Raw genomic sequence first — 16,941 nt, forward strand, 5'->3', positions numbered from 1 at the left:
CGCTAGCGCGGGTCCGCGTCCACCTGCCAGTACAGGTGCTCGTGCCCCGCGCACGCAGGGTTGAAGGCCTGTCCGCACTGCGGGCAGGCCTTCTTTCTGTAGATCTCCAGCGACATGGTGTGGCCACACACCCCGCAGGCCACTGCGGCGGGGTGCTCGACCTCGAGACGGCCAAACGGGTGATCGCACAGCTGCTCGTGGCAGCGGTGGCAGGAGAAATAGGCGTCGCAGGTGCCACAGAGGTTGAGGGCGACGTCGAGAAGCGAAGCGTAGTGCGTGCAGCGGCCGTGAGCGTCGAGCCCGACGCCGCGACGGCGCTGCACAGGCAACGGCTTACTGCTTGGCCTGTGCGGCCTGCAGCTCGTAGCGCAGCTGCGCCTCCGAGGGAGACTGCACGGGCAGGAAGGAGGCCTCCCGGTAGCGACGCGAGGCGGGTGCAGACTTGGCGTAGCCGGCACCACCAGCCACGCGCACCTCGATGTTGGCGGCGCGAACAGCGGCGTCGGCGGCATCCAGGCGCAGGGTGAGCAGATCCACCGGGTCGACGGACCCGCCATCGGTGACCGCCTCAATGGTCTCCTGCTGGCGGCGGGCAACATCGGCCACCCGCTCGCGGGCTTCCTGCCAATCCTGCTCGAAGGTGACCTTCACGCCGTCGAAACGCCCCTCGGCGCCGGCGATGGCAGCCTCGGCCACACCCAGGCACTCGGCGACCTGCATGAGCACGAAGACGGGGCGCACCCCGGCCATGTACTCGGTGAAGTCCTCGGTGACGACCTGCTCATCCGGGATGAAGGCGTTGTCAAAGTCCACCCACGCGGACTCAGTGGCGTTGAGTCCCAGCAGGCCGAAGGGCTTGCCAAAGGTCACGCCCTCGTGGCCGGCCTCGAAGGCGAAGAGGAACTTGTGGTCATCGGCGGTCTTGGCACCGGTGACCACCACGGCGTCCTCGTACAGGTTGGAGGCCCAGCCGAGCTTGCCGTTGATGCGGTAGCCGCCGTCCACGCGCTCAGCGCTCAAGTCCAGCGAACCCACACCAGCTGCCTCCTTGAAGGCGCCGGCCATTCCGGTGACACCGGGGCGCGCACCACTGGCGAGCTGATCGGCCAGCTGGGAGGCATAAGGGGTGTTTGCGCGGCGCAGGTACTCGTAGGTCATGCGCGTAGCCCACGCGGTGAAACCCACGGACAGATCCAGCGCAGCGATCTCGCGCACCACTTGCGCGGAGGTTGCTAGATCAGCGCCGATCAAGCCGGCCTGACCGAGCTCCGGCAGAGCGTGACGACCAGGCAGCTCCGCCTTGTCCACGGCCGAGGCATTGTCTGCGATCTGGGCGCGCAGCTGCTCGTTCAGCAGTGCCATTAGACGAGCTCGCTGGTGAGGTTGGCCGGGCGGGTGTAGGTGTTAACCACCGGGGACCACTCAATGGCATCCTTCTGGATCTGATCCAGGGTCTCGCGGTCCGCGTCGCCCTCAAGCTCGATCTTGACGTGCACGTCGGACACACCCGGGCGCTTGTGCTCACCCAGGTCACCCACGCCCCAGGTTGGGGAGATGTCGATGTCGGACTCGATATCGATAGCGATCTTGGTCAAGGTAACGCCGCGGTGCTGCGCAATCGCCTGAATACCCACGGAAATGCAGGCGCCCAGTCCGGCCTGCGCCACCTCGGTCGGGTTCGGAGCGGAGTCGTCACCCAGCAGCTTCTCGGGCTCGCCCACCTTGATCACGTGGCCGCGCACCTCGGTGTTGTTGCGGAAGAAGCCATCGGCCTCGGTGTGGGTGCGGATCTTCTTCTTGCCGCCCTCCGGGTTGTCGATGTTCTTCTGCGCCAGCTCGCTGAGCTTCTGGTTATCGATCGGCTCGATCGGCTGGCCGGCCTCGTGGTTGGGGGTCAAGTCAGACATGGGGAGTCCTTTCGTTGGAGTTCTTTTGTATGCAGCCACCCTACTCGCGCTCCCACAACTAGACAATGCGGTCTTATTGTTTATTGCTTATCGACGCCCCTTCAACCCCGCTAATTCCACCCCTCCTAGCAGCACCTCTGCTCTAGATGAGGCAGGGAATCCACCCCATCTTCCCCCGCCCGACAGGAAGCGCTACTCTGTATCTCCACCACCTGTAGACCGCATAGTCTGTTTTGCTAAAGGAGCCCCGAGCCCATGACCCGCTCATTTACCCGGCGCGACATTCTGCGCTCGGGCCTGGTTCTCGCCGGTGCTCTGGGCACTGCCGGGTTGGCCGGGTGCTCCTCCAAGCCTTCGCAGGGCGAGGCCATCACCATCGGCTTTGTGCCCATCGCTTGCGCTGCACCGTTGGTGCTAGCGCATGCAAACGGATTGTTTGAGAAGCACGGCGTGAAGGTGCAGCTGAAGAAGTTCGCCGGATGGGCCGACCTCTGGACGGCCTACGCCACGGGTGATCTCACCGTGGCTCACATGCTCTCCCCCATGCCCATTGCCGTGGATGCTGCGCTGACCAACGCCTCGCGCCCCACCGAGATCGCGTTCACGCAGAACACCAACGGCCAGGCACTCACTTTGGGAGCGCAGCATCACCCACACGTGCAATCGGTGCAGGACCTGCGCGGCATGGTCTTGGGCATTCCCTTCGAGTATTCGGTGCACGCCCTTTTGCTGCGCGACTACCTGGCATCCCACGGGGTCGATCCCGTGCGTGACGTCGAGCTTCGCCTGCTGCGCCCACCAGACATGGTGGCGCAGCTCGAGGTAGGAACCATCGATGGGTTCATCGGGCCCGAACCCTTTCTCCAGCGCACCCTCACCACCGGTGCGGGACGCATCTTCGAGCTGACCAAGAACATGTGGGCAGGTCACCCCTGTTGTTCGGTGGCCATGGCCAAGGACTTCCGCACCGAACACCCGCAGCAGGCTCGGGGGCTCACCGCTGCGCTGACAGAAGCGGCGGCAGTGCTCAACGATCCGGCACACGCCAGCGAGTCGGCCGCGCAGCTGGGCAAGGAAAAGTACCTGAACCAAAAGCCAAAGCTCATTGAACCTGCCCTAACCGGAAAGTATGTGAACTGGGCCGACGAACCTGTCGTGGACCCCGACTACCTGCGCTTTGGCGATCCCACCTCGGCGACCGCGATCACCTGGATGGCTGCGCAGCTGCACCGCTTTGAGCTCGACGGCGGCCAGCTCAACTCCGACCACGCCATCGGGGCCGCGGCCCGCAGCGTGTTGCCCGCGGATGCGGATACCTCACTCAGCCCCGCCACTATCAACGGCCAGGTCTTCGACCCGGCGCGTTACCTGGCCTCATGACCACCCGAGACAGATTGGACAACCGCATGCACCGCACACTGCGCGCCGCCGGCCTGGGCCTGGTGATCTTTGCCGTCCTCTGCGGATTGTGGCAACTTGCCGCCAGCGCGGGGTGGCTTAGCGACATCGCCCCCACCCCAGCCCGCACGCTATCTCGAGGAATAGAGATCCTGTCTGATCCCTTTTACCGCGACGGCCCGGCCTCAGTGGGTATCTTCTGGCACATCGTGGCCAGCCTGCGGCGCGTCCTGGTGGGCTTTGGCATCGCCATGCTGATCGCCATCCCACTCGGCTTTTGGCTGGGCACCTCTGAACTCATGCGCCGCGCGGTGGATCCCATGGTCCAGATTCTGCGCCCGGTTTCCCCGCTGGCCTGGCTACCTTTGGGCCTGGCGGTACTGCGCGACGCGGAGAACACGGCCATCTTTGTCATCGTGCTCTCGGCGGTGTGGCCGACGCTGATCAACACCATTGACGCGGTCCGCGGAATCCACCCGACCTACCTCAACGTGGCCGCCACGTTGGGCGCCACCGGCTGGCAGCGCCTGGTCCACGTCCTCTTCCCCGCGGCTCTGCCGGGAATAGTCACCGGCATGCGGCTCTCGCTTTCCACATCCTGGCTAGTCATCGTGGCCGCCGAGATGCTGGTCGGTGGCCAGGGCATCGGGTTCTTTGTGTGGAACATGTGGAACCGCCTGGACGTCGACGCCATCGTGGTGGCGATCGTGCTCATCGGCGCCATCGGTCTACTCCTCGATCACCTCATTGCCCTTCTACACAAGGTTGTCCGCCATGACTAAGCATTTGAGCTTTGACCACGTGACCAAGTCCTACGGTGACACGCACGTCATCGCCGATACCTCGATCGACATCGCGGAGGGCGAGTTCGTCTGCCTGCTTGGTCCCTCCGGATCGGGTAAGTCCACGCTGCTCAACATGATTGCGGGCCTGGACTTTCCTACCACTGGTGAGGTCCAAGCCCTAGGAAACACGATTACCGGCCCCGATCCTGAGCGCGGTTTGGTGTTCCAGGACCACGCCCTGCTGCCGTGGAAGACCGCTCGCGGCAACATCGAGTTTGGCCTACGCGCTGCCCGTCGGCTTTCTGCTGCTGATCGACGCACTCGTGCGCTGGAATACCTACGCAAGGTAGGCCTGGAGCACGCCGCCGACCGGCGCCCGTCGCAACTCTCCGGCGGCATGCAACAGCGCGTGGGCCTAGCTCGCGCCTTCGCCGTGGACTCGAGGATCTTGCTTCTCGACGAACCCTTTGGCGCCCTCGACGCCCTGACCCGCCGGCAGTTGCAGGCCCTATTACTCGAGGTCTGGTCGCATACCGACTCCCCCCGTACCGTCCTCATGGTGACCCACGACGTCGACGAGGCCGTGCTGTTGGCCGACCGCATCCTGGTGATGTCCCACGGACCGCAGGCCCATCTGGTCGAGGATCTCCGCGTGGACATCCCCCGCCCGCGCTTTAGTCTCTCCCCGGAGAATGAGTCGCATGCCGATCAGCTGCGTCATCACCTGCTACAGCTGCTGGAGCAGGAGCATTAAGCCGCTGACGTTTCTGCTGATCAGCCTTGCGCTTGGTGCGCAGCGCCAGGAAACCCACGACGATTCCTGCCACGATCGGTACCCACAGATTGGTGTTCTCGATCATCCACTCCACCCAGCCCGGGAGCTGAATGTGTGGAAGCGGTGGCAAGTTAAAGGAAGGAACTGGCAAGGAGATCTGTGGCCACTGCGGTACCGGAAGGTAAATCGGCAGGTTAGGCACCGGGGGTAGCTCCGGGAGGTCTGGCAAGTTCCAAGCCGGCAAATAGGGCTCGATTTTGCGCATGAGCCACGGGAAGAAAAAGATCCACAGGATGGCCCAGCCGGAACGACCCATCCCGCCGAGGATTGGATAAATTGCCCGCTTGATCGGGTTGGCGTCCATCGCTTCTCGACGCTTCTCTGCCCTGCTCCCAGCGGGAGGATCCAACTCGGCTACTTCCTCGCCTCGGCGGAAATAGACGTCGATAAGCTCATTGAACGCATTGAACCGAAGCTGAATGAAGGGCCGGGACCGATCCACGCCGACACGCACCGAATTGAGTTTGTTGCTCACCATCCGGTCCGGGATGGGATAATTTCCCCGGGTGGGATGCTTATAGCGATATCGAGGCTCACCGTTGACGCGGATCTGCAGGCGGCGGCGGGATTGATAGGCAGACAGGGTCGCACGGCGCACAACGGTGTCCGGGGCGCCGAGCTCTTTGAGCGCGGAGGCCTCTTCCTCAGGCCAATCGGGATAGGTCTGAACGAACTCGCGCGCAAAGCCGTAGTCGACCTCGATGAGACCGAGCTCAGGATGGTGATGCTTCCAGGTCTCCATAAGTTAAGAACGCACCTTCTTTATCCCGTGCGCGACTGCGAGGTAAAGGGCCGGGAAACCGATTGCGTAGATCCAGGCGCCGTCGTTGAAGTACAGGAGGTAGGCAAGGAATACTGCGCCTCCGAACCAGAACGCATGGGAGGTGCTCGGACGGTAGCGCAGCGCATCGACGATTCCCAGTGCGACTGCGATCACGCCGTAAGCAACAAGCACCGCTATGCCTGACCCGGCTAGGAGGAACGCGGCAAGGAGAGGAAACACTAGAATTGCCGCGGCCGCGGCGAGCGTTGGGCCCCAGAGGTCTTTGTCCTTCGATTCTTCCTGCTTTACTGCATGGGATTCGCTCACGCGGGTAGGGTAACAGCCTCGCTCTGGAAGCACCGGGTGTTCTAGGGAAAACAAAAGTCCCGAGACACCGTGTGTGATGTCTCGGGACTTACTTTGTGCCCGGGGGGGGACTTGAACCCCCACGTCCTTACGGACACTGGCACCTGAAGCCAGCGCGTCTGCCAATTCCGCCACCCGGGCGGGCGACTTGATGAATATAGCACGAGAGCGCCATTAAGAGACAAATCCGCAGTTGAAACCCTACTTTTGGCTCTTTTTCAGCGCGCGCGGCTACAACTATGCCCAGTAGGGCCTCTATACTTACGACGATCGTCTAAAGGAAAACCGATACAGATACGAGAAACCACCGAGAGGAGGCGCGGATGTCTCTCCTGGACCGCTTTGCCAGGTTCGACAGTTCGCTGCAGCGCGGATTGGACAATGGCTTCGCCCTCATCTTTGGCGGAAAGGTCGTGCCGGCAGAGGTAGAGGAACTCCTGAAGCAAGAAGCTCAGGACAATCTCACCTCTCATGGCCACGACCGAGTCTTGGCTCCGAACGTGTTCGTCGTCGGCGTTTCTTCCAAGGACTTGGAGAATCTGTCGCAGAACCGTGAGCTGCCGGAGCGCTTTGCAGATCAGCTTGCTCGCTTTGGGCGCAACCAGGGTTGGGAGTACGCCAGCCCGCCGGTCGTGCGCATAGCCGAGGAGTCTGGACTACATACGGGCCAGATGCGGGTGTCGTCTTTTGTGGACGCCCACCCGGAGGAAGGCAGTGGCTTTGACGCCATTGACCATGAGCTTCTCGGCCACCAAGACTCGCCCACCACACCTGCCCCTGACCAGGTCCGGGGCACCGACTATGAAGTAGAGGACAGCATGGACGAGAGTTATTCGGCCTACGCACCGACTGAGGTCACGCACCGCGCCGTTCCCCGCAACCCAGTGCAGGATGAGCCAGCCCGCGAGTCCGGCCCGGCCGTGACCCTGTTGCTGCAGGACGGATCTTCGCGGACGTACCACGTGCACGAAGGCTCGAACATCATTGGCCGTAGCAATGACTCTGATCTTCGCCTGCCAGATACCGGGGTATCCCGCCAGCACGCAGAGATCACGTGGGACGGAACCGATGCTGTCCTCGTTGACCTGGAGTCCACCAACGGCACGAATGTCAACGACACTCAGGTCGACAACTGGTTGCTCGCCGATGGCGATGTGATCACCGTGGGCCACTCGCACATCGAGGTCCGCATCACGGGTACCCAGTCCCGCTAGCCACACCCTCGGTATTCACCCGGGGAGCAAGGAGTTTTCATGGAGGCAGCGCTTCTAACCATCGTTCGCATCGCACTGCTTGTGTTGTTGTGGGCATTCATTCTGCTGGCGGTTCTGGCGATGCGCAAAGACGCTAACCGCGCAGCCGGTGTGGGGCGCAACCGCGGTTCCGGTGGTTACGCCGCGGCCGCTGCCCCCGTGGCAGCGGCTCCCGTAGCCAAGCGCGAGAAAGCTCGGTTGCTCACCGTCGTCGATGGCCCGCTCACCGGCTCCCACATGGACGTCTCCCAGTTGGAGGAAGTCATCGTGGGGCGCAGCCAGGCCTGCGACTTCGAGCTTGGCGACGACTACGCTTCCTCCCGTCACGCGCGCTTCTTCCGGCGCGGTGGCGATTGGTTCATTGAGGACCTGGAGTCGCGCAACGGCACCTACGTCGGTGGTTACCGCATCGACCAGCCTGAACGTGTCCAGGTGGGAACCGACGTGAAGATGGGCTCGACGATTGTGAGGCTCGCCCCGTGACGCATACTTATCGCCTCAACTTCACCGCCGCCTCCGATCGCGGACTGGTGCGCGGAAACAACGAGGATTCTGCCTACGCAGGCCCCAATCTTCTGGTGCTTGCCGACGGCATGGGCGGCCACGCCGCAGGCGAAGTCGCCAGCCAGATGATGGTCAAGCACCTCGAGGAGCTGGACCGCGACCCGGCTGACGCCGACATGCTCGACCTTCTGGCTCACAGCGCAGATGCCGCTAACCGGGGCATTGCGCAGCATGTGCGCGAAAACCCCGAGACCGAGGGCATGGGCACCACGCTGACTGCCCTGCTGTTTAACGGCGACGAGGCCGGCATGATCCACGTCGGCGACTCGCGCGGTTACCGTCTGCGCGACGGCAAGCTCACCCAGCTGACCGTGGACGACACCTTCGTCCAGTCGCTTGTCGACGAAGGCAAGCTCGATCCGGAGGAGGTGTCTTCTCACCCCAAGAAGTCGCTGATCCTCAAGGCCTACACCGGCATCCGCGTAGAGCCTGGTTTAGCCCGCATTGCCCTGCAACCCGGCGATCGCTTCCTGTTGTGCTCCGACGGGCTTTCGGATCCGGTAACCGCCTCGACCATCGAGGCCACCCTGGCAGAGGGCACACCCCAGGAGGCCGCACAGCGCCTCGTCGACCTCGCCCTGCGTTCTGGTGGCCCGGACAACGTCACCGTCGTGGTTGCTGACGTACTCGACGAGTCCACGCTCACGGACACCGATCGACGCCACCTGCCTACTGCCGCCCTGGTCGCGGGAGCGCTGGCGGGAGACATCGATAACCCCACGCACCCGGACACTTCTGCCGGGCGGGCTGCCGCCTTGCGCAGCGTCCCGGCGCGTCGTGAAGCCCCGAGTCTCGCCCAACCCGAGGACCCCGACTCCGACGACGGCGAGGATGACAGATCAAACGTAGGCCGCTGGGTCGGGTTGATCGTGGCCCTCGTCCTCGTCCTCTCCGCCGTGGGCGCGGGATGGTGGGCCCTGTCCCGCCTGGATGACACGTACTTCCTCGCGGTGGACGAGCACGATGAATTCGTCATCGAGCAGGGCGCGGACCTGACCATTTTTGGTCGAGATCTCCACCATCCTCAGCAAAAGGCCTGCATTAACGAGGCGGGTGACCTGCGGCTTTTCGACGTCGCAACGCCACCGAAAGACTGCACAGTCTTTGGCTTAAACAGCGTCCCAGAGTCTGCCCGCAGCTCCGTCACCGCTCTGGACTCGGGCTCTTTCGACGAGGTCAATCAGCAGCTGCAGCGCCTTGCTGATCAAGCGTTGCCCGTATGCCTGACGGTTGACCAGAAGCCCGCCAACGTGAACAAGCCTGGCGTGACCTGCCGGGAGGTGTAACAAAACATGAAGCGATTCTTCTCGCGCAGCGCAGAGCTCGCGTTCCTCATCCTGACCACGCTGGTGCTGGGTGGCCTGCTCATCAGCTTTGAGCTAAGCCAAGGCAACGCCATCACCACGGAGATGGGTTACCTGCTGGGAGGGTTCATTGGTGTGTTTGCCATCGCCCACCTGGCTCTGTGCTTCTTTGCTCCCTACGCGGACAAGCTCATCCTGCCGATTGCCGCAACCCTGAATGCCATTGGCCTGGTGATGATCTATCGTCTGGACATCGCCAACGGCAACGCCCTGGTCAACCGGCAGATCATGTGGACTCTTGTAGCAGTCATTCTTTTCGTGATCACCCTGGTGGTAGTGCGCGATCACCGCTCGCTCACCCGGTTCTCCTATCTGTTGGGCCTGGTTGGCCTGGTATTCCTGGCGCTTCCGCTGGTGTGGCCGTCTGCGGCCAATGCCGACGCGCGCATCTGGATCACCATCGGCCCGTTCTCGGTCCAGCCGGGCGAGTTCTCCAAGATCCTCCTCCTGCTGTTCTTCGCCCAGCTGTTGGCCCAAAAGCGTGCGCTGTTCACGGTCGCTGGCTACCGCTTCCTCGGGCTCGAGTTCCCGCGTTTGCGCGACCTGGCTCCGATCATGCTGGTGTGGGCGATTGCCATCCTCATCATGGGAATCTCCAACGACTTCGGCCCTGCCCTGCTCCTGTTCGCCACTGTGCTCGGCATGGTGTTCATGGCCACCGGACGCGTCTCCTGGCTCATCATCGGTGTGGCCCTGGTGGCCCTCGGTGGCACTGCGGTGTACCAGGTTTCCAGCAAGATTCAGGACCGCGTGACTAACTTCCTGGACCCAGTGGGCAACATTGAGTCCACGGGCTATCAGCTCTCGCAGTCGCTGTTCGGCCTCAGCTGGGGTGGCATCACGGGAACCGGTCTTGGCGGGGGTCACCCGCACCTCGTCCCCGTGGCGCACTCGGACTTCATCCTGGCCGCCGTGGGTGAGGAGCTCGGCCTGATCGGCCTGGCCGCCGTGCTGGTGCTCTTTGGCCTGCTGGTAACCCGCGGTTTCCGCGCCGCACTCATGGTGCGCGACTCCTACGGCAAGCTCGTCGCCTCGGGTCTCTCGTTGACCATTGCCATCCAGGTCTTCGTGGTCACCGCAGGCATCACCGCGATGATGCCCATGACCGGCCTGACCACACCCTTCATGTCCGCTGGCGGTTCCTCGCTGATGGCCAATTACATTCTGGTCGCCCTCCTGCTGCGCATCTCCCACGCGGCGCGTCGTCCTGCGGAGGAGGAGCCGGCAGGGGATCGCGCTGCCGCCGCACCGACCCCAATTTCTGCGCCGCAAGGTCAGCAGGCCTCGACGGAGACCGGATTCATTCCGGCACTCGACGGTGGGGCACACGCTGCCCGGGCTGGTCATGATCGCTACCAAGCGAAAGGAGGACGCCGATGAATCGCTCCATTAGGTGGGGTGCCCTCTTTGCGCTCCTGCTCATCCTGGTGTTGCTGGTAAACATCACCATCATCCAGGCCTTTAGCGACGACAAGTACGCCAACAACCCGCTGAACTCGCGCGGTGTCATCGAGGCTCAGCAGATTCCGCGTGGCCAGATCTCCGCGGGCGGCCAGGTGCTGGCTCAGTCCAACGCCAACGAGGAGGGCAACTTCGAGCGTTCCTACCCCTCCATGCCAGTCTCATTTGGCCCGGTCGTGGGGTATCTGTCGAATCAGTTCGGCGCCGCCGGTGCCGAGGCCGGTTTTAACGACGTCCTTTCCGGCCACACCGGCGCTAATAAGGCTCTGCGCATCCTGGCCCAGGAGGACAAGCACGGCAACAACGTCGAGCTCACCCTGAATCCCCAGATGCAGGCCCTGGCCTACGAGCAGCTGAGCAACAACGGGTACGAGGGCGCCATTGCGGCCATCCGGCCGTCGACAGGCGAGATCCTCGCCCTCGGATCGAGCCCCTCTTTCGACCCGAACCAGTTGGTCAACCCCGCGACCTCGGATCAGACCTGGGCGGAGCTGACCAATGATCCGGCACAGCCGTTGATCAACAAGGCGACGCAGGAAACACTCCCCCCGGGCTCGATCTTCAAGATCATCACCACGGCTGCGGGTCTGCAGAAGGGCTACTCGCCCTCGTCCACGCTGACGGGTGCATCAGAGATCACCCTGCCCAACACCAACACTCAGCTGACCAACTACGCCGGCCAGGCGTGTAACGGTTCTGACCAGGTCACGCTGGAGACGGCCTTCAAGTTCTCCTGCAACACCGCGTTCGTCCAGATGGGCATCGACGTGGGCAAGGACGAAGTGGAAAAGAAGGCCAAGGCCTTCGGCATCGGTGAGCACTACGATTTGGGGATTCCCACCTCGGCAGGCTCTCTGGGTGATCTGCCCGATGCCGCCGCCTTGGGTCAATCCTCCATCGGCCAGCGCGACGTGACCATGACCGCGCTGCAGGCCGCCATCATGGCCGGAACCGTGGCCAACAAGGGCTCGCGCATGCAGCCGACAATCGTGGATCGGGTTACCAAGCCCGATCTCAGCGAGGTCAGCTCGACCAAGCCCGAGAAGATCACCCAGGCAGTCACCGAGGACCAGGCCAAGACCCTGGAGCAGCTCATGATCGCCAGCGAGCGCAACACCGCCGGTTACGACGGCAACCGTTTTGCCTCCAAGACGGGCACCGCCGAGCACGGCGATGGTCTTGCTCCGCACACGTGGTACGTGGCCTACGACCCCAACAACGACGTTGCCGTCGGCGTGGTGGTTAAGAACGGCGGAAACCACGGCCAGAGCGCAACCGGTGGACAGGTGGCTGCTCCACTGGGCCGCGCAATGCTCAACGCAGCCCCGGCGATGCGAAGGGAGAACTGATGAACCAGGACTCTCGTGAACAACTACAGAACCTGATCGGTGACGACTACCGCCTGCAGTGGATCATCGGGCACGGCGGCATGTCCACCGTGTGGCTGGCCGATGACATGCGCCACGAGCGCGAGGTAGCCATCAAGTTCCTCAAGCCCGAGTTCTCCAACAACGAGGAGTTCCTCGACCGCTTCCGCAACGAGGCGATTGCCGCTGAGTCCGTGGTGTCAGACAACGTGGTGGCCACCTACGACTACCGCGAGATCCCGGACCCTTCCGGCTACACCAATTGCTTCATCGCTATGGAGTACGTCCGGGGTGAGTCCCTGGCGGATCTGTTGGCCCGCGAGGGCTCTCTTGAAGAGGACGTGGCCCTCGACGTTTTGGAACAGGCCGCTCATGGCCTTTCCATCACGCACCGCATGGGTCTGATTCACCGCGACATCAAGCCCGGTAACCTGCTGATCACCCAGAACGGTCAGGTCAAGATCACCGACTTTGGCATCGCCAAGGCAGCCGCCGCGGTTCCCCTGACCCGCACGGGCATGGTGGTCGGAACCGCTCAGTACGTCTCTCCGGAGCAGGCGCAGGGCCTAGAGGTCACCGCTGCCACCGACGTGTACTCCCTCGGTGCGGTGGGCTACGAGATGCTGGCCGGTCACCGTCCGTTTACCGGTGACTCCGGTGTGTCCGTGGCGTTGGCGCACGTCAACAACGCCCCGCCGCCGCTGCCCACCAGCATCAGCGCCGAGGCGCGCGAGCTCATTGGCATCGCGCTGCGCAAGGATCCCAGCACACGCTTTGCCGACGGCAACGAGCTGGCGCTGGCCGTCAGCGCGGTCCGCTTGGGGCAGCGTCCCCCGCAGCCCGCATCGGCCGCGATGAACCAGGTGGCCCAGGAGCCGTCGCCAACGGCATCAACACACCTGTTGGCCCAGGCAACCCAGCCGACCACGATCTCTCCGGCAGCCCCGCAGCGCCAGCCGATGCCGGCACGGCCTGCCCAGGTTCCGCAGCCCGCAGTCGCTCCTGCAGCACCTGCTCGTCGTAAGCGTTCGGCTGCTTCTGGGTGTGGCGCCGGATTCTTGGTCGCCCTGATCGCCGCCGCTGCCGCCGGCATCCTGGTGTGGCTGGCCGCAGAGTCGGGGCTGATCAGCCGCATCACCGACCCGCAGCCGACGACCACTCAGCAACCCACCGTGGTTACTGAATGGGTCACACCGACCGAGGAGTCCACGACGAGTACGCCGGAACCCGTGACCACCACGGTGACCCCGACTCCGACCCAGGAGTACTCCACGCCTCGCCAGACTTACACCCCGGAGCCGACGACCGACACGCCCTTTGCCCCCGCACAACCGGGCGGGCAGCGACCGTCGCACAGCAACGGTGGTGGCAACAGCGGCAATGGCGCGGGTGGAAACACGGGCACGGGTCAGGGCAACCAGGGTGCCGACGATCCGGCTGCCGCCTTCGAGTCCCTGCTCAACGGTGCTGGCACTGCGCCGGGAGGAAACTAAATGTCATTGATCGCTGACCGTTATCGCCTCGCTGAGACCATCGGCTCCGGCGGCATGTCGAATGTGTATGCCGCGGAGGACACGCTGCTTGGTCGCACCGTGGCCATCAAGATGCTCAAGCTCGATATGGCTCGGGATCAGGGCTTCCGTGAGCGCTTTCGTCGAGAAGCGCAAAACTCCGCGCGCCTGAACCACCCCAACATTGTCTCGGTGTTCGACACCGGCGAGACCCTGGTCAGCGACGTCTCCGTGCCGTTCATCGTCATGGAGCTCATTCAGGGGCGAACCGTTCGTGACATCGTGCGTAACGACGGCCCCCTGCACTACCAAGACGCCGCCCGCCTGCTGGAACCGGTGTGTCACGCGCTGCAGGCCAGCCACGATGCCGGCATCATTCACCGCGACATCAAGCCGGCCAACATCATGGTCACCCCCACCGGCGCGGTGAAAGTCATGGACTTCGGCATCGCGCGAGCCTTGGATGACTCCACCTCGGCGATGACCCAGACGTCCGCAGTCATCGGCACCGCGCAATACCTTTCCCCCGAACAGGCCCGCGGCAAGAACGCCGATGCGCGTTCCGACGTCTATGCCCTGGGCTGCGTGCTCTATGAGGTGTTGACGGGACGCGTCCCGTTTGAGGGCGAGACCCCGTTCGCAGTGGCGTATCAGCATGTGCAGGAGGACGCTGAGGCCCCGTCGTCTCGCATGAACACCTCCGATCTCTCCCCAACGGAGGCTGTGAACATTGACGCCGTGACGCTGACGGCCATGGCCAAGCATCCGGCGGATCGATACCAGTCCGCGGCCGAGTTGGGTGAGGACCTTGCCCGGCTGGGGCGCGGTGCCGTCACCCAGGCTGCGCGCTCCCATGTCCACCCAACCACGCATTCCACCTCGCACCCTGCAACCATGACCGCTCCGGCGGTAGCCAGTGGAAGCGCAGCAACCGCCGCGACCATGGCCGCCGGGCCGGCCGCTGCTGCACCGGCGCCCTACCCGGAGAGCAACCCTGCGCCGCGCTCCTCGGGCGGCAAGAGGCGCAAGGTGGAAGAAGACAACCGAGTGGTCAAGATCCTCGCCGCCGTGCTGGCTGGGGTGGTCTTGCTGGCTGGAGGGCTCTTTGCCTGGGACTTCTTTACCAACCCCTCCACCTCCCCGGATAAGCAGGCCCAGCCACAGCAAGCGTCGGTGACCGTGCCGGATGTGGCCCGCAAGCCCGCGAATGATGCCGAGCGCCAACTAGAGGCCCTGGGGCTGACCGTCGAGCGTGAGGATGCCCCGAGCCCGGACATTGCCGCCGGCCAGGCAATCTCCACGAATCCCTCTGCCGGTTCCTCGATGCCCAAGGGCGCCACCATCCGCCTGGTGGTGTCCACCGGCAAGGAGCTCACGGATGTTCCGGATCTGACCGGCTTGTCCCCGCAGGATGCCGGCAAGGCTCTGGAGGAGGCCGGACTGCGCCTATCCAGCCGGGTGGAGGAGGAGCATTCTGACTCCATTCCCGCAGGCTCGATCACCGGCCAGAACCCGCCAAAGGGCTCGCGCATCGCTAAGGGCACCGAGGTGTCCGTAACCGTCTCCAGTGGTCCGCAGACCGCGCGCATCCCCTCCCTGGACAACATGTCCTGGCAGGAGGCGCAGGCCACACTGTCCTCGCTCGGTTTCCGCCCCTCGCCGGAATACGTGGATTCCACCGAGGAGAAGGACCGCGTCCTGGCTGTGGGTGGGGCAGGTGACCAAGCTCCTGTGGGCTCGGAAATCATCGTGCGCGTATCCAATGGCATGCTCATGACCATGCCGGATATCTCCCGCTCCACGCCTGAGCAGGCAGTAAGCAAGCTGCGCCAGGCCGGTTGGAAGGGGGATCAAAGCTCGCTGCGTGCCGGTGATGCAGTGGCCACGCCGTCGCTGATCGATAACGGCCTGATCGGAGGAAGCCAGCCCGCTGCAGGTCAGACGATCCGCAAGGACGCCACCATTACCTACAACCCGTGGGTCTTTGACCTCGGTGCGCTAGCACCTAAGCCGGGTCGCTAGGGCCTGCTAGAGTTAGCGCGAATCCGCTTCCCGTACACACCATCTAAAAGGAGACCGCGATGCCCAAGGCGAAGGTGACACACTCGTCTACCGCCCAGTCCTCGACCTCGGTCAGCCGCACCCCGGTCCGAATCAATTCGGGGGGCACACCGCTGTGGTACAAGATCATCATGTTCGGCCTGATGCTCATCGGCCTGGCCTGGCTGATCGTGTTCTACCTGGCCTCTAGCCACATCCCCTTCATGGTGGATCTCGGCCCCTGGAACTACGCCATTGGCTTTGGCTTCTTCCTCGCAGGTCTGCTGATGACCATGGGGTGGAAATAGCTCTTTACCTGGGAATTTTCCCTAGTTCAGGCCCTTAGCCGCGTCACCGTGTTGAACGGCGGCGCGGTTTTGTTATGCCCACCTTGTGTACAAATCCCACAGACTTATCCACAGGGTGTGGAAGAATCTCTCTTCTGTGCATGATTCCCACAATTCCCCAGCCTGTGGATAAACCTGTGCACTACTTCCCCACCCAGGAGATGTGTTCGAGTAATTCCCGAAAATCCCAGGAAACCAGATTGCATTCACTCACACGTTCGGGGAATTACAAGAATGTGGTTATCCACAGTGTGGATAACTCTTGGGGATAACAAGATTCCACAAGCCGCCGTGGACAACTACAGGGTGTTATTCACATGGACCGCCCAGCCCGCTGCGACCGCGGTTAACAACGCAATGATCACCGCTGCCCGCACGCGTCGACGAGGCTCCGGTGACGTCACCGGCCAGGCTGCAACGGCCCCGACCAGGAATCCCCCGAGATGCCCCATCAAACTGATGCCGGGAACGATGACTGAGTACGCCAAGTTGGCTAACACCAGCACGATTGGAGCGCGCAGGTCTGCACCTCTCCGTGCGCTCACCCCCACCAACACGGCCATAACGGCATAGACCGCTCCGCTGGCCCCGGCGGTGGGCGTGTTCGGGTTAAACAGGAGCACCAGCGTGGAGGCGCCGAGCAGACCTGCGAGATAAACCAGCACATAGCTCAGCCAGCCCAGGTCGCGTTCTACCTCGCGGCCCAGCAACGCCAGCATGAACATGTTCGCAATCAGATGCCCTGCACTGAGATGAAGGAACCCGCTGGTAATAGTGCGGGTCCAGCCCCACGGTTGCCCGGCCGCAACAGGCCCCCACAGCATCAACTGCTGGCCCAACGGACTATTAATGGCGTCAGATGAGGATTGCCCGATGGTAACGAGGAACACCACAAGGCACACCATGGTGATGGCAAAGGTCACCGGGGCCTGGCGGATCTTAATGAATGCGTCGATGTTCACGCCCCCAGCTAACCAAAA

17 protein-coding genes and 1 tRNA gene are annotated in these 16,941 nt (G+C 63.3%); 11 read left to right on the forward strand and 7 right to left on the reverse strand.

What is annotated here, in order from left to right; all coding sequences use genetic code 11:
• Window positions 1–2 precede the first annotated feature (2 nt).
• From FHE74_RS07340 to FHE74_RS07350, 3 genes are read right to left on the reverse strand one after another with little or no spacing between them, the layout of a single operon-like run.
• Window positions 3–323, reverse strand: a complete 321-nt coding sequence (locus FHE74_RS07340; RefSeq protein WP_139465856.1) for a CHY zinc finger protein — start codon at window positions 321–323, stop codon at window positions 3–5.
• 10 nt (window positions 324–333) lie between these two features.
• Window positions 334–1,362, reverse strand: coding sequence for an acyl-CoA dehydrogenase family protein (locus tag FHE74_RS07345; protein WP_139465857.1), 1,029 nt, complete (start codon window positions 1,360–1,362; stop codon window positions 334–336).
• A complete protein-coding gene (locus FHE74_RS07350) occupies window positions 1,362–1,907 on the reverse strand; it encodes an OsmC family protein (protein ID WP_139465858.1) in 546 nt (181 codons plus the stop codon). The genes FHE74_RS07345 and FHE74_RS07350 overlap by 1 nt, the downstream gene beginning before the upstream one ends.
• Before the next feature lie 255 nt (window positions 1,908–2,162).
• On the opposite strand from FHE74_RS07350, the gene FHE74_RS07355 reads away from it, so the two are divergent.
• The 3 genes from FHE74_RS07355 to FHE74_RS07365 are packed head-to-tail and all read left to right on the forward strand — an operon-like array spanning window position 2,163 to window position 4,844.
• The gene (locus FHE74_RS07355; RefSeq protein ID WP_139465859.1) at window positions 2,163–3,287 is read left to right on the forward strand and encodes an ABC transporter substrate-binding protein; all 1,125 of its coding nucleotides are present in this window, start codon (window positions 2,163–2,165) and stop codon (window positions 3,285–3,287) included.
• The gene (locus FHE74_RS07360; RefSeq protein ID WP_425456335.1) at window positions 3,284–4,087 is read left to right on the forward strand and encodes an ABC transporter permease; all 804 of its coding nucleotides are present in this window, start codon (window positions 3,284–3,286) and stop codon (window positions 4,085–4,087) included. Before FHE74_RS07355 ends, FHE74_RS07360 begins: the two co-directional genes overlap by 4 nt.
• A complete protein-coding gene (locus FHE74_RS07365; RefSeq protein WP_139465860.1) occupies window positions 4,080–4,844 on the forward strand; it encodes an ABC transporter ATP-binding protein in 765 nt (254 codons plus the stop codon). Before FHE74_RS07360 ends, FHE74_RS07365 begins: the two co-directional genes overlap by 8 nt.
• Here the strand turns inward: FHE74_RS07365 and FHE74_RS07370 are convergent.
• The 3 genes from FHE74_RS07370 to FHE74_RS07380 form a co-directional block, all read right to left on the reverse strand.
• Complete coding sequence (locus tag FHE74_RS07370) at window positions 4,765–5,667, reverse strand: hypothetical protein (protein WP_139465861.1); 903 nt, start codon at window positions 5,665–5,667, stop codon at window positions 4,765–4,767. The two genes, FHE74_RS07365 and FHE74_RS07370, sit on opposite strands and share 80 nt — an antisense overlap.
• Before the next feature lie 3 nt (window positions 5,668–5,670).
• Window positions 5,671–6,015: a hypothetical protein gene (locus tag FHE74_RS07375; RefSeq protein WP_139465862.1), complete on the reverse strand. Its 345-nt coding sequence runs from the start codon at window positions 6,013–6,015 to the stop codon at window positions 5,671–5,673.
• Between the two features lie 96 nt (window positions 6,016–6,111).
• A tRNA-Leu gene (locus FHE74_RS07380) sits at window positions 6,112–6,195 on the reverse strand.
• 182 nt (window positions 6,196–6,377) lie between these two features.
• On the opposite strand from FHE74_RS07380, the gene FHE74_RS07385 reads away from it, so the two are divergent.
• Genes FHE74_RS07385 through crgA form a run of 8 tightly spaced genes read left to right on the forward strand, consistent with a single transcriptional unit; the run spans window position 6,378 to window position 15,922 of the window.
• Entirely contained in the window at window positions 6,378–7,268 is an 891-nt protein-coding gene (locus FHE74_RS07385; protein ID WP_139465863.1) for an FHA domain-containing protein, read from the forward strand.
• 39 nt (window positions 7,269–7,307) lie between these two features.
• Complete coding sequence (locus tag FHE74_RS07390; protein WP_139465864.1) at window positions 7,308–7,790, forward strand: FHA domain-containing protein FhaB/FipA; 483 nt, start codon at window positions 7,308–7,310, stop codon at window positions 7,788–7,790.
• On the forward strand, window positions 7,787–9,157 hold the full coding sequence (locus tag FHE74_RS07395) for a PP2C family protein-serine/threonine phosphatase (RefSeq protein ID WP_139465865.1): 1,371 nt from the start codon (window positions 7,787–7,789) through the stop codon (window positions 9,155–9,157). Before FHE74_RS07390 ends, FHE74_RS07395 begins: the two co-directional genes overlap by 4 nt.
• A gap of 6 nt (window positions 9,158–9,163) precedes the next feature.
• Window positions 9,164–10,615 (forward strand): FtsW/RodA/SpoVE family cell cycle protein, encoded by a 1,452-nt coding sequence (locus FHE74_RS07400; RefSeq protein WP_139465866.1) that lies wholly within the window; start codon window positions 9,164–9,166, stop codon window positions 10,613–10,615.
• Window positions 10,612–12,045, forward strand: coding sequence for a penicillin-binding transpeptidase domain-containing protein (locus FHE74_RS07405; RefSeq protein WP_139465867.1), 1,434 nt, complete (start codon window positions 10,612–10,614; stop codon window positions 12,043–12,045). Before FHE74_RS07400 ends, FHE74_RS07405 begins: the two co-directional genes overlap by 4 nt.
• Window positions 12,045–13,556, forward strand: coding sequence for a serine/threonine-protein kinase (locus FHE74_RS07410; RefSeq protein WP_139465868.1), 1,512 nt, complete (start codon window positions 12,045–12,047; stop codon window positions 13,554–13,556). The genes FHE74_RS07405 and FHE74_RS07410 overlap by 1 nt, the downstream gene beginning before the upstream one ends.
• Window positions 13,557–15,596, forward strand: coding sequence for a Stk1 family PASTA domain-containing Ser/Thr kinase (gene pknB / locus FHE74_RS07415; protein WP_139465869.1), 2,040 nt, complete (start codon window positions 13,557–13,559; stop codon window positions 15,594–15,596). It abuts the gene before it with no gap.
• Between the two features lie 59 nt (window positions 15,597–15,655).
• Entirely contained in the window at window positions 15,656–15,922 is a 267-nt protein-coding gene (gene crgA, locus FHE74_RS07420) for a cell division protein CrgA (RefSeq protein ID WP_139465870.1), read from the forward strand.
• 338 nt (window positions 15,923–16,260) lie between these two features.
• On the opposite strand, the gene FHE74_RS07425 is transcribed toward crgA, so the two are convergent.
• Window positions 16,261–16,923: a rhomboid family intramembrane serine protease gene (locus tag FHE74_RS07425; protein WP_246049225.1), complete on the reverse strand. Its 663-nt coding sequence runs from the start codon at window positions 16,921–16,923 to the stop codon at window positions 16,261–16,263.
• Window positions 16,924–16,941: the final 18 nt, after the last annotated feature.

Origin of the sequence: Corynebacterium tapiri (assembly GCF_006334925.1) — a bacterium.
In the GTDB taxonomy this organism is placed as follows: Bacteria; Actinomycetota; Actinomycetes; order Mycobacteriales; family Mycobacteriaceae; genus Corynebacterium; species Corynebacterium tapiri.

Coding starts and splice junctions, on each gene's coding strand:
- FHE74_RS07390 (WP_139465864.1), top strand. CDS start 7,308: ATGGAGGCAGCGCTTCTAACCATCGTTCGCATCGCACTGCTTGTGTTG.
- pknB (WP_139465869.1), top strand. CDS start 13,557: ATGTCATTGATCGCTGACCGTTATCGCCTCGCTGAGACCATCGGCTCC.
- FHE74_RS07350 (WP_139465858.1), bottom strand. CDS start 1,907: ATGTCTGACTTGACCCCCAACCACGAGGCCGGCCAGCCGATCGAGCCG.
- FHE74_RS07365 (WP_139465860.1), top strand. CDS start 4,080: ATGACTAAGCATTTGAGCTTTGACCACGTGACCAAGTCCTACGGTGAC.
- crgA (WP_139465870.1), top strand. CDS start 15,656: ATGCCCAAGGCGAAGGTGACACACTCGTCTACCGCCCAGTCCTCGACC.
- FHE74_RS07410 (WP_139465868.1), top strand. CDS start 12,045: ATGAACCAGGACTCTCGTGAACAACTACAGAACCTGATCGGTGACGAC.
- FHE74_RS07370 (WP_139465861.1), bottom strand. CDS start 5,667: ATGGAGACCTGGAAGCATCACCATCCTGAGCTCGGTCTCATCGAGGTC.
- FHE74_RS07385 (WP_139465863.1), top strand. CDS start 6,378: ATGTCTCTCCTGGACCGCTTTGCCAGGTTCGACAGTTCGCTGCAGCGC.
- FHE74_RS07360 (WP_425456335.1), top strand. CDS start 3,284: ATGACCACCCGAGACAGATTGGACAACCGCATGCACCGCACACTGCGC.
- FHE74_RS07345 (WP_139465857.1), bottom strand. CDS start 1,362: ATGGCACTGCTGAACGAGCAGCTGCGCGCCCAGATCGCAGACAATGCC.
- FHE74_RS07355 (WP_139465859.1), top strand. CDS start 2,163: ATGACCCGCTCATTTACCCGGCGCGACATTCTGCGCTCGGGCCTGGTT.
- FHE74_RS07405 (WP_139465867.1), top strand. CDS start 10,612: ATGAATCGCTCCATTAGGTGGGGTGCCCTCTTTGCGCTCCTGCTCATC.
- FHE74_RS07400 (WP_139465866.1), top strand. CDS start 9,164: ATGAAGCGATTCTTCTCGCGCAGCGCAGAGCTCGCGTTCCTCATCCTG.